Origin of the sequence: Marinobacter sp. M-5 (assembly GCF_032911545.1) — a bacterium.
Lineage (GTDB): Bacteria > Pseudomonadota > Gammaproteobacteria > Pseudomonadales > Oleiphilaceae > Marinobacter > Marinobacter goseongensis.
Genome location: NZ_JAWJEK010000001.1, coordinates 1,830,170 through 1,852,885, shown reverse-complemented (window position 1 = coordinate 1,852,885; position 22,716 = coordinate 1,830,170). Strand labels below are relative to the sequence as shown.

22 protein-coding genes and 1 tRNA gene are annotated in these 22,716 nt (G+C 58.7%); 21 read left to right on the top strand and 2 right to left on the bottom strand.

Features of this window, described 5'->3' with window-relative positions:
* Nucleotides 1-269: 269 nt before the first annotated feature.
* The 3 genes from R0125_RS08480 to queF are packed head-to-tail and all read left to right on the top strand — an operon-like array spanning nucleotide 270 to nucleotide 2,842.
* On the top strand, nucleotides 270-1,226 hold the full coding sequence (locus tag R0125_RS08480) for an ABC transporter ATP-binding protein (RefSeq protein WP_317237829.1): 957 nt from the start codon (nucleotides 270-272) through the stop codon (nucleotides 1,224-1,226).
* Nucleotides 1,223-1,996 (top strand): ABC transporter permease, encoded by a 774-nt coding sequence (locus tag R0125_RS08475; protein ID WP_248183555.1) that lies wholly within the window; start codon nucleotides 1,223-1,225, stop codon nucleotides 1,994-1,996. The genes R0125_RS08480 and R0125_RS08475 overlap by 4 nt, the downstream gene beginning before the upstream one ends.
* Before the next feature lie 27 nt (nucleotides 1,997-2,023).
* The gene (gene queF / locus R0125_RS08470; RefSeq protein WP_317237828.1) at nucleotides 2,024-2,842 is read left to right on the top strand and encodes an NADPH-dependent 7-cyano-7-deazaguanine reductase QueF; all 819 of its coding nucleotides are present in this window, start codon (nucleotides 2,024-2,026) and stop codon (nucleotides 2,840-2,842) included.
* Between the two features lie 42 nt (nucleotides 2,843-2,884).
* Here the strand turns inward: queF and R0125_RS08465 are convergent, their stop codons facing one another.
* Together R0125_RS08465 and R0125_RS08460 are read right to left on the bottom strand one after the other, a co-directional pair.
* Complete coding sequence (locus R0125_RS08465) at nucleotides 2,885-4,324, bottom strand: adenylate/guanylate cyclase domain-containing protein (RefSeq protein ID WP_248183552.1); 1,440 nt, start codon at nucleotides 4,322-4,324, stop codon at nucleotides 2,885-2,887.
* 1 nt (nucleotide 4,325) lies between these two features.
* Nucleotides 4,326-4,637 (bottom strand): Mpo1-like protein, encoded by a 312-nt coding sequence (locus R0125_RS08460; protein ID WP_317237827.1) that lies wholly within the window; start codon nucleotides 4,635-4,637, stop codon nucleotides 4,326-4,328.
* A gap of 160 nt (nucleotides 4,638-4,797) precedes the next feature.
* On the opposite strand from R0125_RS08460, the gene R0125_RS08455 reads away from it, so the two are divergent.
* The 18 genes from R0125_RS08455 to secF all read left to right on the top strand — a co-directional run bounded on the left by R0125_RS08455 (nucleotide 4,798) and on the right by secF (nucleotide 22,684).
* Nucleotides 4,798-5,355, top strand: coding sequence for a nitroreductase family protein (locus tag R0125_RS08455; protein ID WP_248183549.1), 558 nt, complete (start codon nucleotides 4,798-4,800; stop codon nucleotides 5,353-5,355).
* A gap of 201 nt (nucleotides 5,356-5,556) precedes the next feature.
* Entirely contained in the window at nucleotides 5,557-5,961 is a 405-nt protein-coding gene (gene flgB / locus R0125_RS08450) for a flagellar basal body rod protein FlgB (protein WP_248183547.1), read from the top strand.
* 34 nt (nucleotides 5,962-5,995) lie between these two features.
* Nucleotides 5,996-6,454, top strand: a complete 459-nt coding sequence (gene flgC, locus R0125_RS08445; protein WP_248183545.1) for a flagellar basal body rod protein FlgC — start codon at nucleotides 5,996-5,998, stop codon at nucleotides 6,452-6,454.
* Nucleotides 6,455-6,472: 18 nt separating this feature from the next.
* Nucleotides 6,473-7,150, top strand: coding sequence for a flagellar hook assembly protein FlgD (locus tag R0125_RS08440; protein WP_317237826.1), 678 nt, complete (start codon nucleotides 6,473-6,475; stop codon nucleotides 7,148-7,150).
* Between the two features lie 27 nt (nucleotides 7,151-7,177).
* The gene (locus R0125_RS08435; protein WP_248183542.1) at nucleotides 7,178-9,088 is read left to right on the top strand and encodes a flagellar hook protein FlgE; all 1,911 of its coding nucleotides are present in this window, start codon (nucleotides 7,178-7,180) and stop codon (nucleotides 9,086-9,088) included.
* A 74-nt stretch (nucleotides 9,089-9,162) separates the two neighbouring features.
* Nucleotides 9,163-9,915: a flagellar basal body rod protein FlgF gene (locus R0125_RS08430; protein ID WP_248183541.1), complete on the top strand. Its 753-nt coding sequence runs from the start codon at nucleotides 9,163-9,165 to the stop codon at nucleotides 9,913-9,915.
* Nucleotides 9,916-9,999: 84 nt separating this feature from the next.
* Nucleotides 10,000-10,788 carry a flagellar basal-body rod protein FlgG gene (flgG, locus tag R0125_RS08425; protein WP_248183540.1) on the top strand — a complete coding sequence of 263 codons (789 nt, stop codon included), beginning with the start codon at nucleotides 10,000-10,002 and terminating at the stop codon, nucleotides 10,786-10,788.
* A 30-nt stretch (nucleotides 10,789-10,818) separates the two neighbouring features.
* Complete coding sequence (flgH, locus tag R0125_RS08420) at nucleotides 10,819-11,520, top strand: flagellar basal body L-ring protein FlgH (protein ID WP_317237825.1); 702 nt, start codon at nucleotides 10,819-10,821, stop codon at nucleotides 11,518-11,520.
* The gene (locus R0125_RS08415; RefSeq protein WP_317237824.1) at nucleotides 11,517-12,614 is read left to right on the top strand and encodes a flagellar basal body P-ring protein FlgI; all 1,098 of its coding nucleotides are present in this window, start codon (nucleotides 11,517-11,519) and stop codon (nucleotides 12,612-12,614) included. Before flgH ends, R0125_RS08415 begins: the two co-directional genes overlap by 4 nt.
* Nucleotides 12,615-12,622: 8 nt before the next feature.
* Complete coding sequence (gene flgJ / locus R0125_RS08410) at nucleotides 12,623-13,630, top strand: flagellar assembly peptidoglycan hydrolase FlgJ (protein WP_317237823.1); 1,008 nt, start codon at nucleotides 12,623-12,625, stop codon at nucleotides 13,628-13,630.
* A 6-nt stretch (nucleotides 13,631-13,636) separates the two neighbouring features.
* Nucleotides 13,637-15,667, top strand: a complete 2,031-nt coding sequence (flgK, locus tag R0125_RS08405) for a flagellar hook-associated protein FlgK (RefSeq protein WP_317237822.1) — start codon at nucleotides 13,637-13,639, stop codon at nucleotides 15,665-15,667.
* Between the two features lie 19 nt (nucleotides 15,668-15,686).
* Nucleotides 15,687-16,916: a flagellar hook-associated protein FlgL gene (gene flgL, locus R0125_RS08400; RefSeq protein ID WP_248183533.1), complete on the top strand. Its 1,230-nt coding sequence runs from the start codon at nucleotides 15,687-15,689 to the stop codon at nucleotides 16,914-16,916.
* A gap of 84 nt (nucleotides 16,917-17,000) precedes the next feature.
* Nucleotides 17,001-17,087: transfer RNA gene (locus tag R0125_RS08395), tRNA-Leu, on the top strand.
* Nucleotides 17,088-17,128: 41 nt separating this feature from the next.
* A complete protein-coding gene (gene queA, locus R0125_RS08390; protein ID WP_317237821.1) occupies nucleotides 17,129-18,220 on the top strand; it encodes a tRNA preQ1(34) S-adenosylmethionine ribosyltransferase-isomerase QueA in 1,092 nt (363 codons plus the stop codon).
* A 14-nt stretch (nucleotides 18,221-18,234) separates the two neighbouring features.
* Nucleotides 18,235-19,353 carry a tRNA guanosine(34) transglycosylase Tgt gene (gene tgt, locus R0125_RS08385; protein ID WP_248183627.1) on the top strand — a complete coding sequence of 373 codons (1,119 nt, stop codon included), beginning with the start codon at nucleotides 18,235-18,237 and terminating at the stop codon, nucleotides 19,351-19,353.
* Between the two features lie 72 nt (nucleotides 19,354-19,425).
* Nucleotides 19,426-19,788: a preprotein translocase subunit YajC gene (yajC, locus tag R0125_RS08380; protein ID WP_248183531.1), complete on the top strand. Its 363-nt coding sequence runs from the start codon at nucleotides 19,426-19,428 to the stop codon at nucleotides 19,786-19,788.
* Between the two features lie 78 nt (nucleotides 19,789-19,866).
* Entirely contained in the window at nucleotides 19,867-21,738 is a 1,872-nt protein-coding gene (gene secD / locus R0125_RS08375; RefSeq protein ID WP_317237820.1) for a protein translocase subunit SecD, read from the top strand.
* Nucleotides 21,731-22,684 carry a protein translocase subunit SecF gene (gene secF / locus R0125_RS08370; RefSeq protein ID WP_317237819.1) on the top strand — a complete coding sequence of 318 codons (954 nt, stop codon included), beginning with the start codon at nucleotides 21,731-21,733 and terminating at the stop codon, nucleotides 22,682-22,684. Before secD ends, secF begins: the two co-directional genes overlap by 8 nt.
* Nucleotides 22,685-22,716: the final 32 nt, after the last annotated feature.

The following is a 22,716-nucleotide window of genomic DNA, read 5'->3' as shown; positions in this document are numbered from 1 at the left end:
CCTGGTCAGACGGCCGGCCGTACAAAGGCAGTGAGCGGTGCCGGGCCTTTTGTAAAGTGTTGTAACCGGCATTATAGGGTCGTCATGGCGGGGATATCGGGATTCCTGTCGCAGTTTGGTGTTTTCCCTCCGGGGTCCGTTTTCCGGTTGCCCGGAGCGGCAATGACTTGAAAATCGGCCACTCGCCACAACCTAGAAGACTTCCGATTAAACAGATCACGACGGTGGGCGGTCAGGCCGGCCAGGCACGTCACAATTCCGGGTAGTTTATGACCAATGCATTGGAGATCGGAGGGCTGATAAAAACCTACGGCGATGGGTTTCAGGCCCTCAAGGGTATCGATATGAACGTCCGCGAGGGGGACTTTTTTGCGCTGCTTGGGCCGAATGGCGCGGGTAAGTCCACCACGCTGGGTATTGTATCGTCCCTGGTGAACAAGACCGCGGGTACCGTGCGGGTTTTCGGGCACGACATTGATACCAGTCTCTCCGATGCCAAGCTGCATCTCGGCGTTGTGCCCCAGGAGTTCAATTTCAACCAGTTCGAGAAAGTGTTCGACATTGTTACGACCCAGGCCGGGTACTACGGCATTCCCCTGAAAAAAGCGAAAGTGTCGGCAGAGAAATACCTTCGCAAGTTGGGCCTGTGGGACAAGAAAGACACGCCGGCGAGGATGCTGTCCGGCGGTATGAAGCGTCGCCTGATGATTGCCCGGGCTCTGGTTCATGAGCCGAAACTGTTAATTCTCGATGAGCCCACCGCCGGTGTGGATATCGAGTTGCGCCGCTCCATGTGGACGTTTCTCGAAGAGATGAACCGCCAGGGCACCACCATTATTCTGACCACCCACTACCTGGAGGAGGCGGAGGCCCTGTGCCGCAACATCGCCATCATCGATCACGGCCGTATCCTCAAGCACACCAGCAAGCGGGAGCTACTGCAGCAGCTCCACGTTGAAACCTTCGTGCTGGACACCGAATCGCCATTGGCTTCCGCACCGGCGCTGGCAGATTTTCCCTGTCGGCTGGACGGCGAGGGTGCGCTGGAAATCGACGTGGAGAAAGGTCAGGGCCTCAACCGAGTGTTTGTGCAGCTTGAGGCCCTGGGCATCAAGGTAGTGAGTATGCGCACCAAGGCCAACCGGCTGGAGGAACTGTTTATCCGCATGGTGGAAGAAAACGCCAACGAGGGCGCGGCGCCGGTCAGCGCGGGAGGTGCCGTATGACGCCCCAGGCCAAAATGACCGCGTTTAACACCATTGTGCTGCGGGAGATTCGCCGCTTCACCCGGATCTGGCCTCAGACCCTGTTGCCGCCGGCGGTGACCATGACCCTGTATTTCATCATTTTCGGTAACCTGATCGGTTCCCGCATTGGTGACATGGGCGGGTTCGACTATATGTCGTTCATCGTACCGGGTTTGATCATGATGGCGGTAATCACCAGTTCCTACGCTAACGTGGTGTCGTCGTTCTTTTCGATGAAGTTCCAGCGCAGCATTGAAGAGCTGCTGGTATCGCCAGTGCCGGACTGGATCATTCTGGCCGGCTATGTGTGCGGTGGCATGGCACGTGGGCTGGGGATCGGGTTCATTGTCACGCTGTTGTCGCTCGGCTTTACCCGGTTGGAGATTCACAACCTGCCGATGGTGGTGGTTACGGTGTTTCTGACTTCGGCGCTGTTCGCGCTGGGTGGTTTCATCAACGCCATGCTGGCCACCAAGTTTGACGACATCTCCATTGTGCCTACCTTCGTACTGACACCGTTGACCTATCTCGGCGGGGTGTTCTACAGCATCAACATGTTGCCGGAATTCTGGCAGGGCGTGTCGATGATCAACCCGATCCTGTACATGGTGAATGCCTTCCGTTTCGGCATCCTCGGCGTTTCCGATGTGAATCCTTTCGTGGCACTCGGTATGATTCTGGTATTCATCACGCTGTTGTCGGCCGTTGCCCTGCGGATGCTGCAGCGAGGCAAGGGCATTCGCCACTGATTCAGACCCCTTTGAGCAGGACACACCATGGCACTTAACGATGCCCCTCTGGGCAAATCCAGTGAATACCCGGATCGCTATGATCCGGCGCTGCTGTTTCCGGTCCCGCGGGAGGAAAACCGCCGGCGCATCGGTCTTGATGATGGTCGCTGGCCCTGGTTCGGCGAGGATCTCTGGCAAGCCTGGGAAATCTCCTGGCTGCGGGCGGATGGGGTGCCCGAGGTGGCCTGGGCGGAAATCCGTTTCCCGGCGGCATCCCCCTGCATCATCGAATCCAAATCCCTGAAGCTGTACCTGAATTCACTGAACCAGGCGGTGTTTACCGCGCCGGAGCAAGTGGCTGAGGTCATCACCCGGGATCTCTCCAGTGCCAGCGGATCGGCTGTTCAGGTTTCCATGTTAAGCGTGGATGAGGGCGGCATCGCGGAGGGTCGGCCGCAGGGTTACGAACTGATCGACAGCGAAATCCTGGAGGATGTGACCTATCAGTATGCGCCGGAGTCCCTCGTGGCCGATGCCGGAGAGGTCACTGAGAGCCTGTGCTCACACCTGCTCAAGAGCAATTGCCCGGTGACCGGGCAGCCGGACTGGGCCACGGTGATGATCCGTTACACCGGGCCGAGAATCGACCGCAAGGGATTACTGAGGTACGTGGTCAGTTTCCGCCAGAAGCAGGATTTTCACGAGCACTGTGTGGAAACGGTATTCACCGACATCCTGGCCCGTTGCGCGCCGAAACAGTTGATGGTGTGTGCCCGATACACCCGGAGGGGGGGGCTGGATATCAATCCGTGGCGGAGTACCGAGCCGGAAGGCGACGCCGGTGCGCGACTGATCCGCCAGTAATGACGGGCGGATGCCAACACAGGGATTGAGCAGGGTGAGAGGTTAGCGGATTTCTTCTTCCTGGCGCAGGCGGTCGGCGGCGTCTTCCAGCGCCGTCAGGATCGACTGCCGCTCGCGCTCGGTGATCTTGTCTGAGTCCAGGTACATGGCGAAACCGCTGTGCTCGTGCTCCAGGAAACTGCGGTTGGGGCCCATGTCGCGGCGGAAATCCACCACTTCGTAAATGGGTACTGGCTTACCAAAGCCCTTCACGGTGATCTCACCCTTGTCCCGGCACATGATGCGGTCCTTGATCAGCGAGAAGGTCTCATAGGACACCAGAATTTCACCGGGCTCGGCCAGGGACTCCAGCCGGCTGGCCAGGTTCACTTCCTTGCCGATGATGGTGTAATCCATCCGGTTCTCAGCGCCGAAGTTGCCTACGGTGGTGTAACCGGTGCTGATACCCATGCGGATTTCCAGCGGGGTCTTGATGCCCTGGCTGCGCCACTTCTGACGCATGATCTTCATGTGTTTGCGCATGTCGATGGCCATGGACACACAGGCAAAGGCATCTTCACGCTGGCCACGGCTGGTGGGGTCACCGAAAAACACCATGATGGAATCACCCACGAACTTGTCGATGGTGCCGCCGTATTTGAGCGCCACTTCCGACATGCCGTTAAAGTAGTGGTTCAGCAATTCGGTCAGGGCTTCCGGCTCCATCTCTTCCGACAGTTCGGTAAAACCCTTGATGTCGGAGAAGAACACCGCCAGTTTCTTGCGCTGAGTTTCCAGGCGCACGTCCCGCTCGCCGGTAAAGATGGACTGCCAGACCTGGGGCGAGAGGTATTTTGACAGTTTGTGGGACAGTGCGATCGACTGTTCCCGTTGGTTCTGGATCTGGGTTTTCGCCATCATCAGCGCACGGGCCTGCTGGTGCGAATAGAAGGCGGTGACACAGATGTAAAGCCCGGTGGCGAGTATCGAGACGATGCCGGTGAGCAGGGGTGCCTGGAAGCTCTCGGCCGGACCACAGACCGCCAGCCCGATGGACAGTGTCGTGAACATGAAAACAGTGCCGAACAGCCATTGCCGCAAACCGCCGATGATCAGGCAGCTGAACATCAGCATCAGCATCACCGATACCGACGGAATGGCAACCAGTCCGATGGCGCCGACCAAAGCACCGCCGATCAGGCAATCGACAATCAGCATTTTCTGGCGGATGCGGGAAGAATTTTTCAGAAAGGTGCGCCGGGTAAGCGCGTGAGCGACGTGGGGCCAGCTCAGGGCTCCGGCGATGGCGTAGATCAACCAGTCCGGGAACGCGCCCTGAATAACCCCGGCGGCAATGATCATTGCCGTCACGGTGTACGCCAGGATGCGACCGTTGTAGTCCGGCATGGGCGGAATGGCGATGGGATTGTTCGGCGCGTCAACAAGAGTTGCCTTGCCAGCGTTGGCGCTGGCATTGCGCAGGTCCACCGGAGCACTCATCATGTCAGAAACGGATCCGGCCGATGAGGATGTCACGAAACATCACCCAGTCACCCATCAGGCTGTACACTGGGTGTTTGAATGTTGCCGGGCGGTTTTTCTCGAAGACATAGTGACCGACCCAGGCAAAACCGTAACCGATTAAGGGGAGCAGTAGCAGCCAGGCCAGCTTGCCGCTGGTCAGTGCGTAAAGTGCTACGGCGATCACCAGCAAGCTGCCGACAAAATGAAGTCTGCGGCAGGTCACATCGCTGTGTTCTTTCAGATAGTAAGGATAGAATTCTGAAAAGTTGCGAAAGGCGCTCTGTTCACTCATGGTTCGGCTTACCGGCTCAATATAAACGATGTTCGTGGTCGAACTACGACCAAAGGTTAACAGTATTACAGAAAGGCCACAATTCCGACGGGGCTTTTCTGCTTGACATCGCCTTTATACCCGCAAATTCACATCAGCTGATACAGGATCGCGATAATTTATGACGGCAGCAATCGATTTCCTGCTCCAGAGAAAATCCGAGCCGCGCCTGCAGGCTCCGGCGCCGGACGCCGTCGCGCTGGAAACGGCTTTCCGGTGCGCCGCCAACACACCAGACCACGCGCTGCTGAGGCCCTGGCGTTATCTGGTCATAGAAGACGAGGGGCTGGTTGCGCTGGGTGAGCTGTTCGAATCGGTTTGTGAAAACAATGCCACGGAAAAGGAGCGCGAGAAGCTGAGGGCGGCACCGCTGCGGGCGCCGATGGTGATCGTTGGCATTGCCACCCACAAGCCTCACCCGAAAGTGCCCGAGAGCGAGCAGTCGCTGTCTGCCGCGGTGGGAATGGGGCATTTGTCGCTGGCGTTGCAGGCGGCCGGTTACGGTGTTATGTGGCGCACCGGCAATATTGCGTATCGGAAAGAAGTGATGGCCGGGCTTGGGCTTGATGAAAACGAGCACATCATCGGCTTTCTTTACACAGGCACCGTGGCAGGTGAAAAACCGTCGGTGCCACGCCCGGCGGTCTCCGATTTTGTAAGTCGCTGGCCAGATCACTGAATAATCCCTCAGGGGCAGAGGAAAGCGTTTGCCGCTTCCTCTGCCGTTTTTGCCGTGGAACGCCTTGTTTCACTCCGATATCCCCCGTCACGCCCCGCCACTCGGCCATTCTCTAAAACTGGCATTGAGGTTGCTTTGTCTATCTCAAAGAGGTGAACCGGCAAACCGATGCAGGTCCGGTCACAAGGTTCGGGAGGCAGTATGGCAATTTCTTTTGATAGCGCACTGGGTGTTCACCCGCAGGCTCTGATGGCCCGGGAGAAGCGTGGCGAAGTGCTGGCCAACAATCTGGCCAACGCCGATACGCCGGGCTTCAAGGCCCGGGATGTGGATTTCCGCGCCATGATGGAAAAAGCCCAGCAGGAAGCCAGCGGCTTTGGTATGGCACGCACCCACGAGGGTCACATGGACACCTCCATGGGTGGCATGGGCGCCGACGCCGAGCTGCTGTACCGCACGCCACATCAGCCGTCGGTCGATGGCAATACCGTGGATGCCCAGCAGGAACAGAGCCGGTTCATGAGAAACGCGATGGACTACCAGGCCAGTTTTCAGTTCCTGAACAGCAAATTTTCGGGCCTTAAAAAAGCCCTGACCGGTCAGTAAACCGGACGCAGCCTGAGAGCAGAGGAGCAGCATTATGTCCCTGGGTAACATTTTTGATATCGCCGGTTCCGGCATGACCGCACAGTCACTGCGGTTAAATACCACTGCGTCCAACATCGCTAACGCGGAAACGGCCAGTTCAAGCACCGAGGGCACCTACCGTGCTCGCAAACCGGTGTTCGCGGCCATCCAGCAGTCCATGATCAACCCGGACTCTCAGGGCATGCAAGGCATGGGTTTCAACGGCGGTTCCGGTGAGGGTGCGGGCGTGCGGGTTGACGGCATCGTGGAAAGCGATGCGGAGCTGCAGATGCGTTATGAACCGAACCATCCGGCGGCCAATGAAGATGGCTACGTGTTCTATCCGAACGTCAACGTGGTTGAGGAAATGGCCGACATGATGTCGTCATCCCGCAGTTTCCAGATGAACGTCGACATCATGAATACCGCGAAGTCGATGATGCAACGCATTCTCACACTTGGGCAGCAGTAAACGGGCGAGGACTGACCGATGAGCGCAATTAACGCAACAGACGCTGCCGATGTACTGGGCAAGTTCCGGGTGCAGCAGGATTCCGCGGCGGCCGGCGGCAACGAACTGGGCAAGAATGAGTTCATGGAGCTGATGATTGCCCAGCTCAAGAATCAGAATCCGCTTGAGCCCCAGGATAACGGCGCATTCATCTCCCAGCTGGCGCAATTCAGCTCGCTCGAGGAAATGCAGGGGCTGTCGAAGAGCGTAGACGACGTGGCCAGCCAGTTCCGCTCGACTCAGGCGTTGCAGGCCTCCGCCATGGTGGGCCGTGCCGTGCTGGCACCATCTGAAATCGGCATTCTGGGTGCCGAGGGCGAGATCACCGGAACGGTGGAAGTGCCTGCATCGACCGGGGGGCTGCGCGTGTCCATCGAAAGCCAGAATGGCGAGCGGATACGTCAGATTGACCTCGGCGCCAGTCAGGCCGGTATTGCGTCCTTCCAGTGGGATGGCAAAGACGGCAACGGCAACGCCTTGCCGCCCGGGCCCTATCGCATCGTGGCGGAGGGTTCTTACCCGAGCGGCACCGAACAACTGGCTACCCGTATCAGCGCCAACGTGGACAGCGTGTCTCTGGGGCAGGGTGGCAAGGTAACACTGAATCTGGCGGGTATGGGCTCCATTGCCCTGTCGGACGTCGAACAAATCAACTGATACCGGTACGGAACCACGAGGTGAATTATGGCTTTTAACACAGGGCTTAGCGGTTTGAGGGCGGCGTCGGTTGATCTGGACGTCACCGGTAACAACATTGCCAACGCCAGTACGGTCGGCTTTAAAGGCAGCAAGGCGCAGTTCGGCGATCTGTACGCCAGCGGTTTTCTGAGCTCGGGCACCAATCCGATCGGCGACGGCGTGCGGGTGCAGGACGTCAAACAGTCTTTCGGTCAGGGCAACATCAGCTTTACCGACAACGGCCTGGACATGGCCATCAATGGTGACGGCTTCTTTGTTCTGAACAACGGCGGTGAAATCCGTTACTCCCGTGCCGGTCAGTTCGGCATCGACAAAGACGGTTTTATCACCAACAACCAGAACATGCGGGTCCAGGGCTTCACCGCCGACGCTGACGGCAACCTGTCCGGGGTGCGCGGCGACCTGCAGGTGGAAACCGACAACCTGGCGCCGCGGCGAACCACCAATCTGCGATCAGACCTCAACCTGGACTCCAGGCAGAGTGTGCTGGAGAACCGTATTCGCGATCTGGGTGAGACGCTCAATGTGGCAGACCTGGATGGCGACGTGTTCCAGATTCAGTACTCGGATGGCACGACGTCGCAGCCGATCACCATAGGGACCGGTGAGCCGGCCAACGAAGTGGCCGAACTCCTGGGATCGCAGAGCGGGGTAAATGCTTCGGCGCGGACCCAATTCGATCTGTCCGGTCAGTTTGACATTACCCAGTTGCAGACGGATCTGGCAGACCCGGATTTCGAGCTCACGATCTCTCTGAACGGGAGTGATAACGTGACTTTCCGCGGCAGCGACGGCATTACCGATCTGAACACGTTGGCTGCGGCCATCAACAATTCGGAATTGAACACACTGCGCGCGCGGGTAAGCGATACCGGTGACGACATCGAAATTACCGACAGCCGCGGGTTTACCGTGGATATGGGGTACACCACCGGTGCTGCCGGGGCTCAGGACTTCGTTGACCCGCAGCGCGGCAACCTGTTTGTGACCACCGAGCGTGATGTCAGCGGCATTGCCACCGCTGCCGGCGGAACCGACGCTTTCGCCACCGCGTACGACAGCGGCGAGACGCGAATCACCAATGAATTCAATCCGCTGGACCAGCGTACCTACAATCACGCCACGTCCACCACGATTTACGACAGCCTGGGCAACTCCCACGAGCTTACCCAGTTCTTCGTAAAAGAACCGGCACCGGGTAACGGTGTTGGCCAGAGTGAGTGGTCTGTTTACTTGCAGATCGACGGCGAGATGGTTGCCGGCACGGATGAAGCGCCCTACACCGCCCGTTTCAATCAGGACGGCGCGCTTCAATCGATTAACGGTGATCCCAACGGCGAGATTGTGGTGACCGACTGGATCCCGAAAGACGTCAACGGGCTGCCCAACGGCAGTGACGGCCCGCCCGCGGCCGGGGAAGAGGTGGTGACCCCGATTCCTGAGCCTCCGACCACGTCTGCCTTCGTCGTGGATCTGGGTAATACCACCCAATATGGCAGTGCCTTCGGGGTGAATGACCAGAACCAGAACGGCTTCACAACCGGCCGTTTGTCCGGTCTGGACGTGTCTGATCAGGGCATTCTGTTTGCCCGTTACACCAACGGGCAGTCCAAAGAGTTGGGGCAGGTGGCGCTGGCAGCCTTCAATAATACCGATGGCCTGACACCGGTGGGCGACACTACCTGGGTGGAAACCTTCGAGTCCGGTCAGCCGATCATTGGCGCGCCGGACACTGGCACCCTGGGTTCCATCAAGGCGAGCTCGCTGGAGGATTCCAACGTGGATCTGTCTGCGGAGCTGGTGAATCTGATCATTGCCCAGCGGAACTATCAGGCCAATGCCAAGACCATCGAAACCTCCGATGCGGTCACCCAGACCATCATCAACCTGCGTTAATCCCTGAACTATAAATCTGGCACAACTCCTGCAGGATGACTGGAAACAGTCAAAATTCCGGCAGGAGTTTTCCCATGGATAAAGCCCTTTATATTGGAATGTCTGGCGCCAAGCAGAACATGCTGGCCCAGCGCGCACACGCCAACAACCTGGCTAACGTTAGCACCACAGGGTTCAAGAAAGATTTTGCCCAGGCCCGCAGCATGCCGGTGTTTGGCGAACATCATCCTACCCGTGCCTATGCCATGACCGAGCGCCCGGGTACGGATCTCTCCGCCGGCGCCCTGATGGAAACCGGCCGCAAGCTGGACGTTGCCGTGGAAGGCGATGGCTGGCTGGCGGTGCAGAACCAGCTGGGCCAGGAAGTCTTCACCCGCTCCGGCAGCCTGCAGGTCGACGTGAACGGCCTGCTGCGAAATGCCAACGGTGACATGGTCATGGGCAACGGCGGGCCCGTCGCGCTGCCTCCTTTCGATAACCTTCAAGTCGGCTCCGACGGTACCATTTCCATCATTCCGGTGGGCGGTCCTCCCGATCAGCTGGTGGAGATTGATCGGCTGAAACTGGTGAATCCGCCCCCCGCAGCACTGGAAAAAGGTGAAGACGGCTACATCCGTCGTAAAGCGGATCAGGCTCTGGATGGCCCGGAGCCACCGGATGCCGCGTTGCGGGTGGCATCTGGCTTCCTTGAAAGCTCCAACGTCAACGCCGTTGAGGAAATGATTGCCAACCTGCAGCTGTCGCGACAGTACGAGATGCAGGTGAAAGTAATGACCACCGCCAAAGAGAATTCCGAGGCTTCGGCACGGCTGTTGCAGAACCTTTGATAAACCACAGCATCATTCGCCGGACGGGTGAAAAAGCGGCAAACAATGGCCGCCTGATTTCACCCCAGGGCAAGGAGTAAAACCATGCATCCAGCACTTTGGGTCAGCAAGACCGGGTTGAGCGCACAAGATACCAAGATGACCACCATCTCCAATAATCTGGCCAACGTGAATACCACGGGCTTCAAACGGGATCGGGCGGTGTTTCAGGATCTGCTTTATCAGGTCAACCGCCAACCGGGTGGTATGAGCACGGAAAACTCCGAGCTGCCCTCCGGCCTGCAACTGGGTACCGGTGTGCGAGTGGTGGGCACCACAAAGCAGTTTTCACAGGGCAACCTGGAAGTGACCGAGCAACCTCTGGATCTGGCCGTCAATGGCCGGGGCTTCATGCAGATACTGCTGCCGGATGGACAGATTGCCTATACCCGTGATGGCCAGTTCCAACTCAATGCCGATGGCGACATCGTCAACCCGGACGGTTACACGCTGGAGCCCAACATCAACGTGCCGGAAGGCGCCACCAACATCACCATCGGTAAGGATGGCACAGTGTCCGCGGTAGTGGATGATCAGGCGGCACCGGTGAACCTGGGCGAGATTACTCTGGTGGATTTTATCAATCCGCAAGGGCTTCAGGCCATCGGTAACAACCTTTACAAAGCCACCAACGCCAGTGGTGATCCCGCTGAGGGCGAGCCGGGTATTGGCGGCCTGGGCAGCCTTGAACAGGGCATGGTGGAGTCTTCCAACGTTGAGGTGGTTGAGGAGTTGGTCAGCATGATCACCACCCAGCGCGCCTACGAGATGAACTCCAAGGTGGTGTCGGCCACCGACCAGATGCTGCAGTTTATTACGAACAACATCGGTTAACCGCTTGACGGCTCGGTGAGGGGATAAGACATGAAACGCATCGCGATAACCAAACCAGGAACTCCACTCAGCGTTTTGGCGCTGGTAGGGGTTCTGATCGTGCTGCAGGGATGCACGGCCATGAGCCGGCCGCGGGCCATGCCGGACGACCCGGCGTATTCGCCAGTGCGCGCTGAAGCCATGATGCAGCGCGACCCCCATTCCGGGGCCATCTATCAAACCTCCCGCAACTATAACCTCTACGGTGACACCGTCGCGCTGAATGTCGGCGATGTGTTGACCGTGACCCTCGAGGAGTCAACGCGGGCCAGCAAGAACGCGGAAACCAGCATTACCAAGGATCAGGACATCTCGTTACTGGCGGCGGAATTGCTGGGTAACGCGGGGTTGGGCGTGAACACCGATCTGCAGCAGGAGCGGGATTTCGAAGGCTCGGCCGAAGCCGACCAGAGCAATAGCCTCGCCGGCAGCATCACCGTGACGGTTACCGAGGTGCTGCCCAACGGAGTGCTTCACATTCGCGGCGAGAAGTGGCTTTCGCTAACCAATGGCGATGAGTACATCCGTCTCAGCGGTCTGGTTCGCCCCCAGGACATCGCCCCGGACAACACCGTGGCATCCAATCGCATTGCGGATGCGCGCTTTGCCTACGGCGGCACCGGTGACTTTGATCAGGCTAACCAGATGGGCTGGCTGGCCCGCTTCTTCAACAGTGAGTGGTGGCCGTTATGAGGATGATCCGGTTCTGGGTTGTTGTTCTTGCTATGGCCGTCGTGGCGTCGCCAGTGCTGGCGGATCGCCTCAAGGATCTGGCGCGCATCAAGGGTGTTCGCAATAACCAGCTGGTGGGCTACGGCCTGGTGGTGGGTCTTGATGGCACCGGTGACAAGGCGCCGTTTACCAATCAGACGTTCCGCAACATGATGAACCAGTTTGGCGTCACCCTCCCGGAGGGGGTCAACCCGAATCTGAAAAATGTCGCCGCGGTGACCGTCAGTGCCACTTTGCCGCCCTTTGCCAAGCCGGGTCAGGAAATGGACATTACCGTGTCCTCCATCGGCAACGCTGACAGCCTGCGCGGTGGTACCTTATTGATGACCCCGCTGAAGGGCGCCGACGGCCAGGTGTACGCCATCGGCCAGGGTAGCCTGGTGGTCGGCGGTTTCGGTGCCCAGGGTCAGGACGGTTCCCGTATTACCGTGAATGTGCCGTCCGTTGGTCGCATTCCCAATGGTGCCACCATCGAACAGGAAGTGATCTCACCGTTCAGCAAGGGCGATACCATTACTTTCAACCTGCTGCGGGCTGATTTCACAACGGCGCGACGGGTGGTTGAAGCGATCAACGATATCCTCGGTCCGGACATGGCTTATGCCCACGATGCCACCTCGGTGTCCGTCAAGGCGCCGCGTGATGTGAATCAGCGGGTCAGTTTTCTGTCCATCCTGGAGAACATCGAAGTGAGCCCGGCGGAAGATGCCGCCAAGGTAGTGATTAACAGCCGCACCGGCACCATCGTGGTGGGGCAGAACGTTAAGGTCAGCCCGGCGGCGGTGACCCATGGCAACCTCACCGTGACCATTCAGGAAAACCCGGAGGTCGAGCAGCCGAACCCGTTCGCGGGTGGTGAGACCGTCATCGAGCCTGATACCCAGATTGCGATTACCGAGGATCCCGCCCGTATGTTCAAGTTCGGACCGGCGGTCACCCTGAACGAGATCGTTCAGGCGGTAAACCAGGTAGGCGCCGCGCCGGGTGATGTGATGGCGGTGCTGGAAGCGCTCAAACAGGCCGGCGCACTGCGCGCCGAGCTGATCGTGATCTAGGTGACGTGATGCAGGATTCCAGCGTTCAACAGGCCCGTATCTACACCGATTTCAGTGGCCTCAACGAGCTCAAGAACCAGGCCAGAACGGACAAGAAAGCCGCTTTGCAGGAAGTGGCCCGTCAGTTTGAGAGTCTGTTTCTCGGCGAGATGCTGAAGTCTATGCGTAAGGCGGGCGATGTGTTCGCCGAGGGCAATTACCTGAACAGCAACGAATCCGAGCATTACCGTGACATGTTCGACAACCAGCTCAGCCTGAGTCTGTCGCAGAAGCAAGGCACGGGCCTGGCGGAAGCACTGGTGCGCCAGCTGAGCCGCCAGATTCCCGGCATGAATGAGGAGGGCGACAAGCTCTCCGGGCATAAGGCCACGCTGGCGGATTACGACCGCGCGGTGCCGGTCCTGTCGGAGCGGTTACCGGAACGGGTGCAGGAAGTGAATCGCGTGGCGCCCCCGGGTAAGGCGGCAGATGTTGCCGAGGCCATACCGGTGGCAGATAGCGCCGCGCCACCACCCAAGCGTTTCAGCAGCCCGGAAGAATTCGTACAGACACTGTTGCCGATGGCGCAGCGTGTTGCCCGTGACAGCGGCATCAGCCCTCGCCTGATGGTTGCGCAGGCCGCGCTCGAGACCGGGTGGGGCAAATACATGATTGAAGGTGGCAGTGGCGAGCCGAGCCATAACCTGTTCGGCATCAAGGCGGACCACCGCTGGCAGGGCGAGGCCGTGGACATTACCACCACCGAGTTCCGTGAGGGCGTGCCCATGAGTGAGCGGGCGGCATTCCGGGCGTACCCGGATTACGAGTCGAGCTTCCGCGACTACGTGGCGTTCCTGGAATCCAACCCGCGTTACCGAGATGTATTAGCTAGTGCCGACCGGCCCGAGCTGTTTGCCCAGAAATTGCAGGATGCCGGCTATGCCACCGATCCGGAATACGGTGCCAAGATCCGACGCATCATGAATGGCGATTCTCTGATGACCCTGTCACTGGGCGAATCAGAGGCTGAGGAGTAAGCGATTATGGCAGGGCTGATTAACATTGGTCTGACGGGCGTCCTTAGCCACCAGACAGCATTGAACACGACCGGTAATAACATCACCAACGCCAACACCCCCGGTTATAGTCGCCAGGAGGTGCAGTTCGACACTCAGTCGGGTCAGCGTACCGGCGCGGGTAGCGTTGGCAGTGGTGTGAGCATTACCAATATTCGCCGGCTGGCCAACGAATTTCTCTCCCAACAGCTGCGGGAAGACACCACCCTGTACGGTGAGCAGGACACCCTGCGATCCGAGCTCAGCCGTCTGGACAACCTGCTGGGCAGCGAAACCACCGGGCTGAGTGACGCCCTGAACAACTTCTTTGCCAGCCTGCAAAACGCCGCTGAAGATCCCGCCTCATTGCCGCAGCGCCAGCTGGTGTTGAGTGAAGGTCAGCAGGTGGTCAATCGTTTCCAGGCGCTGAATCAGGAATTCATCCAGCAGCGCGAGTCCGTCAAAACCCAGATGCAGCAGGGCGTGAAAGACGCCAACACGCTGCTGCAGAGCATCGCCGAGCTTAACCTGGCGATCTCAGAATCGCCCGGGCTCGCAGAGGGCAAGATGCCCAACGAGTTGCTCGACAAACGGGACGAGGCGCTACGCGAACTGTCTGAACTGGTGGGCATCAAAGTGACGCCGACCGAAGGCAGCCAGGTGAATGTGTCCCTGAATAACGGTTTGTCGCTGGTGGTTGGCAGTAACGCGGCGGAATTTGGCACCCGTGAGAGCGCTCAGGACCCGACGTCTCTGGAGTTTACCCTGCGAAACGGTGGTCGCACCCTGGTGGTGGACAACCAGATCAACGGTGGCAAGCTCGGCGGTTTGCGCCGCTTCGAGTCGGAAGCGCTGCGGCCGGCGTTTGAGGAACTGGGACGGGTTGCCATTGCGCTGTCGGATGCCCTGAACCACCAGCATGAGATTGGTCTGGATCTGGAGGGCGAGCTTGGCGGGCGGTTCTTCACCGACATCAACAACGCTGCCGCTCAGCAGGGGCGGGTGATTGCCAATGCCAACAACCAGGTGCCCCAGAACGGTCAGCTGGCGGTTGAAATCACCGACAGTGGCGTGCTGGAAGCCGGTAACTGGACCCTGCAATTCAGCGGCGACGGGCGCAGCTATGAACTGGTCGATAACGCCACCGGTGAGATTGCCAATCAGGGCCGCCTGCCGGACCCGGTGGATTCAGAGATCTCGATGCCGGGATTCAATATCCGTATCGAGGGTGGCACGTTCAATGCCGGTGACAAATATCTGATTCAGCCGACCCGCAATGCGGCGGCCAATATCAATATGGAAGTGGAGCGGGAAGAGGATCTGGCGTTTGCCAGCCCGGTACGGGCGGAATCTGATCTGGGTAACAGCGGCACCGGCAAGATCAATCAGGGCAAGATGCTGGACGTTCGCAACCCGCTCACCAATTCGCTGCTGCCGTCGTTCCGTTCGGAAGGCGAGCTGACCAACGGCCCGCTGGAAGTCCGCTTCGCCGACGACGGTGCGGGCAACCTGGTGTTCAGCGTGTTTGATAACAACGGCGACGCAATCATTGACGAAAAGCCCTATCAGGCCGGTATCTCCAACAAGTTGTTCAGCGAGAACCCCGGCGATGGCGCCGAGTATCAGGGCTTCCAGTTCGAGATCTCCGGCAATCCGGCGGTAGGCGACGTTTTCTCCATCGACTTCAATGAAAACGGTGTCTCTGATAACCGCAACGCCGAGTTCCTGGCGGCCCTGGGGACCGCCAACACCATGAACGGTGGTACCCAGAATTTTACCGAGGGCTACGCCGGGCTGGTGGAAGCCGTGGGCGTGAAAACCCGCCAGAGCCAGCTCGACAGCGACGCCGGAGCCACCCTGCTGGAGCAATCAACCAACCAGCGGGAATCGGTCTCCGGAGTGAATCTCGATGAGGAAGCCGGCAAGCTGATTCAGTACCAGGCCGCCTATAACGCATCCGCCCAGGTGATGAGCGTGGCGCAGGATTTGTTCAACACTCTGTTGCAGAGTTTCCGGTAACAGGGAGAGGTGATGTGACATGATCAGAATATCCTCACAACAAGTGTTCTCCGGTGGTATCAACCGGATTCAGGATCTCAACACCAGCCTGAACAAGACTTCGGAGCAGGTGTCCACCGGCAAGCGGGTCAACCGGCCGTCGGATGACCCGGTCGCCGCGGCGCGGATTCTCAAGCTGGATCAGGAGCTGGGCCGGGTGGAAACCTACCAGCGCAATGCGCAGCTGGCGGATAACCGCCTGAAACAGGAAGAAAGCACGTTGGCGAGCGCTGTTGACGTGATCCAGCGGATCCGGGAGCTGACGGTTCAGGCCGGTAACGGAGCGTTGTCGCCCAATGACCGCCAGTCTCTGGCCTCGGAAATGAAAGAGCGCCTGGGGCAACTGGCTAATATCGCCAACACCAAAGACGCCTCTGGCGAGTTCATCTTCAGCGGCTTCCAGGGTAACCAGCAGGCCTTTACCCAGAATGTCTCCGGCGACTGGGTGTACCAGGGCGACGAGGGCCAGCGGGTGCTGGAGATCGACGACGGTGTGACGGTGCCGATCAGCGATCACGGCAAGGGCATATTCGTGGACGTGGTTGCAGCTGAACCCACGTTCTTTGCTGAGGCCGCGAAGTCGAATACCTCGGGCGCGCAGATCAGTTCCGGTATGGTGGCGGATCGGGATGCGTTTGATCTGGTGTACCCGGACGACATCGCTGTGTCTGTGGTGGATGACGGCGCAGGGGGGCTGGAGGTGCAGGCCTTCAACCGCCGCACCAACGATCCGTTGCCGGTCGTGCCGGCAGCCTACACCGGTGGCGGCAGCTTTGAGGTGGCAGGTGCTCAGGTCGAGGTGTTCGGCGCGGTCGAGGGTGACGAATTCACCCTTAAAACAGCCCAGAAACAATCGGTGTTCACCTCCATCGAAAAGCTCATCTACGGGCTTGAGAACATCGACAAGACGGCTCCGGGAGGGCAGGGCGCCTATGACGATCTGATCGCCAGTTCCCTGACTAATCTCGATAACGGGCAGGAAAGCATTGTGCTCAAACAGACCGAGCTTGGGGGACGGATGAATGCGGTGGAATCCACTCAGTCATTCCTCGAGGATTCGTCGGTGTACAGTAACGAAATCCGGTCCCAGCTGCAGGATGTGGATTATGCCGAGGCCATCAGCACACTGAGCTTCCAGAGCTTCGTTCTGCAGGCCGCTCAGCAGTCCTTTGCCCAGGTTTCACAGTTGTCATTGTTCGACCGCCTGTAAGAAAATGACTGCCGGAACAAGGAAGTCCGGCGCTTGTTATTGCTTTCACATTCAGGCTCAGTATAATCCCCACCACTCTCCGATGGCGGCGTGGTGAAATTGGTAGACACGACGGATTCAAAATCCGTTGGGGTAAAACCCGTGGCGGTTCGAGTCCGCCCGCCGCTACCACTTACAAGCCGCAATACGCGGTGTCGTGAACAGTCCATTCAATGAATGTCTCCGATTTCCACTTTGATCTGCCGGATGAACTCATCGCCCGGTATCCTCTCAAAGAGCGCAGTGCGTCCCGTTTATTGAGTCTTAACGGCCTGTCCGGGGAGACCAATCACCTGCGGTTTACTGACTTACCCGACCTGCTTCAACCCGGCGACCTGCTGGTGTTCAATGACACCCGGGTGATTCCGGCGCGCCTGTTCGGGCGCAAGGAATCCGGTGGGCAGGTGGAAATACTGGTGGAGCGGGTTCTGGGTGAGCGTGAGCTGGTTGCTCATGTGCGCGCGTCCAAGGCGCTCAAGTCGGATCAGAAAGTTATTCTCGAAGACGGCACCGCCCTGCGCATGACCGGCCGCGAGGATGCGCTGTTCCATCTGGTGTGCGATAGCGGTGAGGCGGTGCTCGATCTGCTGGAACGTGTTGGCCACATGCCGCTGCCACCCTATGTGGACCGCCCGGACGAAGACTCCGACCGCGAGCGCTATCAGACCGTCTATGCCCGTGAGGCAGGTGCCGTTGCTGCGCCCACGGCCGGACTGCATTTTGACGAGGCACTTCTCGAAAAAATACAGGCCAGCGGTGTTGAGGTGGCCTGGGTGACCCTGCACGTGGGCGCCGGCACCTTTCAGCCGGTGCGGGTTGATCGAATTGAAGACCACGTCATGCACAGTGAGGTGGCCCACGTGCCGGATGCGACGGTTGACGCGGTGAATCGCGCCCGCGCCCGGGGTGGACGTGTCATCGCCGTGGGAACCACGTCGGTACGCTCTCTGGAATCCGCGAGTCGTGGCGGGGTATTGAGAGCCTTCCGGGGCGAGACCGATATCTTTATCCATCCCGGCTACCGTTTCCAGACGGTAGACGCCATGGTCACCAATTTCCACCTGCCTGAATCGACCCTGATCATGCTGGTCAGCGCATTCGCAGGCTACAACAATGTCATGGCGGCATACGCCGAAGCGGTGCGGGAGCAATACCGTTTCTTCAGTTATGGCGACGCCATGTTTATTACCGGCCAGGACCCCAGCCTCGGCACCCTGATCGCCCATAACGGGGATGCCGGGCAAGACAGCGGAGTGACATCGTGAGTGAATCCTGCTTTATGTCGTTTGAGAAGCTCGGGGAAGACGGGCGAGCGCGGCGCGGCCGCCTGACGTTCCCCCGGGGAACCGTGGAAACCCCCGCGTTCATGCCGGTGGGTACGTACGGCACGGTCAAGGGCATGCTGCCGCGGGATATCAAAGAGATCGGTGCCGAAATCATTCTCGGCAATACCTTTCACCTGATGCTGCGCCCGGGCACCGAAGTGGTCAAGGCTCATGGTGACCTGCACGATTTCACCCAATGGCAGGGGCCGATCCTGACGGATTCCGGTGGTTTTCAGGTGTTCAGCCTTGGCGAAATGCGCAAGATCACCGAAGAAGGTGTCACCTTCCGCTCGCCAGTGGACGGCTCGCCGGTGAAGCTCAACCCGGAAATTGCCATGCAGGTTCAGCGGGATCTGGGTTCTGACATTGTCATGATTTTCGACGAATGCACCCCGTACCCGGCAACGGAGAAGCAGGCGAAAGAGTCCATGGAGCTGTCACTGCGCTGGGCGAAACGAAGCAAACAGGCGCATGCCGGCAACCCGGCGGCGTTGTTCGGTATTGTTCAGGGTGGCATGTACGAAGCATTGCGGGACCAGTCCCTTGAAGGACTCACGGACATCGGCTTTGACGGCTATGCCATTGGGGGGCTTTCGGTGGGCGAACCGAAAGAGGATATGCTCCGCATTCTGGATCATCTTCCGACCCGCATGCCGGAAGACAAGCCCCGTTACCTGATGGGGGTTGGCCGCCCGGAAGATCTGGTCGAGGCCGTGCGCCGTGGAGTGGACATGTTTGACTGCGTGATGCCAACCCGTAATGCCCGCAATGGCTATCTGTTCACGTCCACCGGTATCGTCAAGATCCGCAATGCGAAGAATCGTCACGACACCGGTCCCCTGGATGCCACCTGCGACTGTTACACCTGTCAGAATTTTTCGAGAAGTTATCTGCATCATCTCGATAAGTGTGGAGAAATGCTGGGGTCCCAGCTCAACACCATCCATAACCTGAGGTACTACCAGAACCTGATGGCCGGATTGCGTGGCGCTATTGAAGCAGGTACATTGTCGGACTTTATTAGCGACTTCTACGCCCGTCGAGGGGAGACAGTGCCGCCGTTGGCGGACTGACAAACCTGCCTCGGCAGGCTGAAATGACTCACTAACGACTGAAACAGTTATCTCACTTAACGGAGACTTTGAATGAAATCGATCAAGCTGCTTGTTGCTGCCCTTATTGCGTTCCTGCCGTCACTGGCACTGGCCCAGGATCCGGCCGCCCAGGGCATGGGTGTCATGGGGCAGGTGATCTTCTTTGCGGGCTTTATCCTGATTTTCTACTTCCTGATCTGGCGTCCGCAGTCCAAGCGCGCCAAAGAGCACAAGGCGCTGATGGGTGGCCTGAACAAAGGCGACGAAGTGGTCACTTCCGGCGGTGTTGCGGGTCGTATCACCAAGGTGACTGATGACTTTATCGTGGTTGAAGTGGCCGACAACGTTGAGATCAAGGTCCAGAAAGTGGCCGTTGCTGCCGCTCTGCCTAAAGGCACCCTGAAGGATATCTGAACCGGCACCTCGCCAGTCTGAATTTGCCAAGCCGACTTTTCAGAGCCGGCCCTCCGGGGCCGGCTATAAAGGGAACCCATGCTCAACAAGTACCCGCTCTGGAAGAACCTGATTATCCTGGTCGCACTCGTGATCGGGTTTATCTACGCCTTACCCAACCTGTTTCCTGACGATCACGCCATTCAGATCACAGGTGCCCGAAGCAGCACCGAGATTAACCAACGCGTTCTCGATCGTGCGCTCGGCGCTATGGAAGCGGAAGGCATTTCCGTGAAAAGCAGCGAACTCCAGGACAGGAACGGGCTGATCCGGGTCCTCGACGGTGATGACCAGCTGAAAGCGCGGCCATTTGTTCAGGAGGCGCTGGGCGATGACTATCTGGTGGCCCTGAATATGGCGCCCTCCACCCCGGACTGGCTGCGCAGCCTTGGCGCAGGGCCGATGAAGCTGGGTCTTGATCTTCGTGGTGGTGTGCACTTTTTGCTGGAAGTGGACATGGTAACCGCCGTGGAACAGCGCCTTGAGGCGTTGTCTGGCCAGATCAAGCGTGAACTTCGTGAGGAGCGCATCCGCTACCGTGGCGGCGATGTCGCCGGTCGGGAAATCATCCTGAGTTTCCGGGATGAAGAGGCTCGCAGCGAAGCATTCGCCCTGATCCGCGGCCAGTATAACCAGTTCCTGATGGACGAGCAGACCGATGGCGACGAGCTGAAGATTGTGCTCTCGCTGTCCGAGCAGGCAGTGACCGCCATACAGGACTATGCGCTCGAGCAGAACCTGACCACCATCCGCAACCGGGTCAATGAGTTGGGTGTAGCTGAGCCTCTGGTGCAGCGTCAGGGCGCTGATCGCATCATTGTCGAATTGCCGGGGGTGCAGGATACCGCGCAGGCCAAACGGGTTTTGGGTGCGACAGCAAATCTCGAGTTCCGTCTTGAGGCCCGCCAGGATGCGCCGTCAGCGGAAACGGAATCGTTTGGCTTCCGCGATGAGCCGGGCCGGACGGCCCGCCTGGAGCGGGAAGTGATTGTCACCGGCAATAATGTCTCGAATGCCCAGCAGGCCTTCGATGAGAATGGTCAGCCACAGGTCAATATCACCATGGACTCCGTCGGTGGCGACCTGATGAACCGTGCGACGCGCAATGCCATTCAGCGGCGTATGGCGGTGCTTTTTATCGAGTACAAGACCGAAACCCAACAGAAAGTGGTGGATGGCGAAGTTCAGAGTGTTGAAGAGCGGGTGGTCGAGAAAGGCATCATCAGTCTCGCAACGATCCAGTCAGCACTGGGTGCCAGCTTCCGTATTACCGGGCTGGATTCCATTCCGGAGGCGTCGGAACTGGCGCTCCTGCTGCGGGCCGGTTCATTGGCCGCGCCTATGTACTTCGTTCAGGAGCGTACCATTGGCCCCAGCCTCGGCCAGAAAAACATCGATGCGGGTATGATGTCTGTGGCATTGGGCTTTGCACTGGTGTTGATCTACATGGCGCTCTACTACCGCGGGTTTGGTCTGATTGCGAACGTGGCGCTGACCCTGAACCTGATGATGCTGATTGCCTGCATGTCGATCCTCTCCGCCACGCTGACCCTGCCGGGTATTGCCGGTATTGTACTGACAGTGGGTATGGCGGTAGACGCCAACGTGCTGATCTTTGAGCGCATACGGGAAGAGCTGAAGGCCGGTGTGCCACCGCAATCGGCCATCAATTCCGGCTACTCCCGTGCCTTTGTATCGATCGTGGATGCCAATATCACCACCTTGCTGGTGGCGGTTATCCTCTTCGCCATGGGCTCGGGGCCGGTGAAAGGCTTTGCGATCACCCTGTGCCTGGGTATTCTCACGTCGATGTTCTCCGGGCTGATGGTCAGCCGCAGCATCGTGAATTTTGTTTATGGCGGTCGCAAGATCGGCAAGCTGTCGATCGGAGGGAAACTGGCTAATGTCTGATACACAGAAGAAGCCTATCGATTTCATGGGAATCCGGAAGATTGCTTCCGTGTTCTCTATCGCTCTGGTCATCATTTCCATTGCCCTGCTGGCCGTGCGCGGTCTCAATCTGGGTATGGATTTCACCGGTGGTACGTCGGTGGAGTTGGAGTATCAGCAAGCGCCAGCCCTGGAAAACGTGCGTCAGACCCTGAACACAGCCGGCTACGATAACTTTGTGGTGCAGAACTTTGGCTCAGATACCACGGTGCTGGTGCGCATGCGCGAATCCGGCAATGACGAGCTCGCTCGAGAATTGACTGGCGCTTTAACGGCAGACGGCACCGAGCTTGAACTGGTCAGCTCCGAGTTTGTCGGCTCCCAGGTCGGTGATGAACTGAAAGAAGACAGCGGACTCGGCCTGCTGATCGCGTTGGCGGTGGTGCTGATCTATGTCGGCATGCGTTTCCAGTTCAAGTTCGGTATCGCTTCCGTGTTGCCTCTGGCTCACGATGTGATCATCGTGCTGGGCGTGTTTGCGCTGTTCCAGTGGACCTTCGACCTGTCCGTATTGGCGGCACTGCTTGCGGTGATCGGTTACTCGCTGAACGACACCATTGTGGTGGCCGACCGCATCCGCGAAAACTTCCGTAAGCTGAGGGAAGGGGATTCCTGGTTTATCATCAACGAGTCCATTCATCAGACCATCAGTCGTACCATAAACACCTCCGGTACCACGCTGGTGGTATTGATGGCGCTGTATCTGTTCGGTGGCGAAGCCATCAACAACTTCGCCATTGCGTTGATGGTCGGTGTGGTGGTGGGAACCTATTCTTCCATCTACGTGGCAGCGAACATGCTGATGGTGCTGGGCGTGAGTCGCCAGGACCTGATGTTGCCGGCCAAGGAAGGTGCGGAAGATCAGGAAGAGGAAGAGCAGCCACCTGAGTGGCTGAACCGAATGTAATGCCCGGTTCCTGCCCATAAAAAAGCCGCATC

What these genes read in the sequence shown, in the direction of transcription:
- yajC (WP_248183531.1), top strand. Translation starts at nt 19,426, where the DNA reads ATGAAATCGATCAAGCTGCTTGTTGCTGCCCTTATTGCGTTCCTGCCG.
- flgH (WP_317237825.1), top strand. Translation starts at nt 10,819, where the DNA reads ATGAAACGCATCGCGATAACCAAACCAGGAACTCCACTCAGCGTTTTG.
- queA (WP_317237821.1), top strand. Translation starts at nt 17,129, where the DNA reads ATGAATGTCTCCGATTTCCACTTTGATCTGCCGGATGAACTCATCGCC.
- flgK (WP_317237822.1), top strand. Translation starts at nt 13,637, where the DNA reads ATGGCAGGGCTGATTAACATTGGTCTGACGGGCGTCCTTAGCCACCAG.
- flgG (WP_248183540.1), top strand. Translation starts at nt 10,000, where the DNA reads ATGCATCCAGCACTTTGGGTCAGCAAGACCGGGTTGAGCGCACAAGAT.
- secF (WP_317237819.1), top strand. Translation starts at nt 21,731, where the DNA reads ATGTCTGATACACAGAAGAAGCCTATCGATTTCATGGGAATCCGGAAG.
- flgJ (WP_317237823.1), top strand. Translation starts at nt 12,623, where the DNA reads ATGCAGGATTCCAGCGTTCAACAGGCCCGTATCTACACCGATTTCAGT.
- queF (WP_317237828.1), top strand. Translation starts at nt 2,024, where the DNA reads ATGGCACTTAACGATGCCCCTCTGGGCAAATCCAGTGAATACCCGGAT.
- R0125_RS08480 (WP_317237829.1), top strand. Translation starts at nt 270, where the DNA reads ATGACCAATGCATTGGAGATCGGAGGGCTGATAAAAACCTACGGCGAT.
- R0125_RS08465 (WP_248183552.1), bottom strand. Translation starts at nt 4,324, where the DNA reads ATGATGAGTGCTCCGGTGGACCTGCGCAATGCCAGCGCCAACGCTGGC.
- tgt (WP_248183627.1), top strand. Translation starts at nt 18,235, where the DNA reads ATGTCGTTTGAGAAGCTCGGGGAAGACGGGCGAGCGCGGCGCGGCCGC.
- R0125_RS08415 (WP_317237824.1), top strand. Translation starts at nt 11,517, where the DNA reads ATGAGGATGATCCGGTTCTGGGTTGTTGTTCTTGCTATGGCCGTCGTG.
- R0125_RS08435 (WP_248183542.1), top strand. Translation starts at nt 7,178, where the DNA reads ATGGCTTTTAACACAGGGCTTAGCGGTTTGAGGGCGGCGTCGGTTGAT.
- R0125_RS08440 (WP_317237826.1), top strand. Translation starts at nt 6,473, where the DNA reads ATGAGCGCAATTAACGCAACAGACGCTGCCGATGTACTGGGCAAGTTC.
- R0125_RS08455 (WP_248183549.1), top strand. Translation starts at nt 4,798, where the DNA reads ATGACGGCAGCAATCGATTTCCTGCTCCAGAGAAAATCCGAGCCGCGC.
- R0125_RS08430 (WP_248183541.1), top strand. Translation starts at nt 9,163, where the DNA reads ATGGATAAAGCCCTTTATATTGGAATGTCTGGCGCCAAGCAGAACATG.
- R0125_RS08475 (WP_248183555.1), top strand. Translation starts at nt 1,223, where the DNA reads ATGACGCCCCAGGCCAAAATGACCGCGTTTAACACCATTGTGCTGCGG.
- flgB (WP_248183547.1), top strand. Translation starts at nt 5,557, where the DNA reads ATGGCAATTTCTTTTGATAGCGCACTGGGTGTTCACCCGCAGGCTCTG.
- flgL (WP_248183533.1), top strand. Translation starts at nt 15,687, where the DNA reads ATGATCAGAATATCCTCACAACAAGTGTTCTCCGGTGGTATCAACCGG.
- flgC (WP_248183545.1), top strand. Translation starts at nt 5,996, where the DNA reads ATGTCCCTGGGTAACATTTTTGATATCGCCGGTTCCGGCATGACCGCA.
- R0125_RS08460 (WP_317237827.1), bottom strand. Translation starts at nt 4,637, where the DNA reads ATGAGTGAACAGAGCGCCTTTCGCAACTTTTCAGAATTCTATCCTTAC.
- secD (WP_317237820.1), top strand. Translation starts at nt 19,867, where the DNA reads ATGCTCAACAAGTACCCGCTCTGGAAGAACCTGATTATCCTGGTCGCA.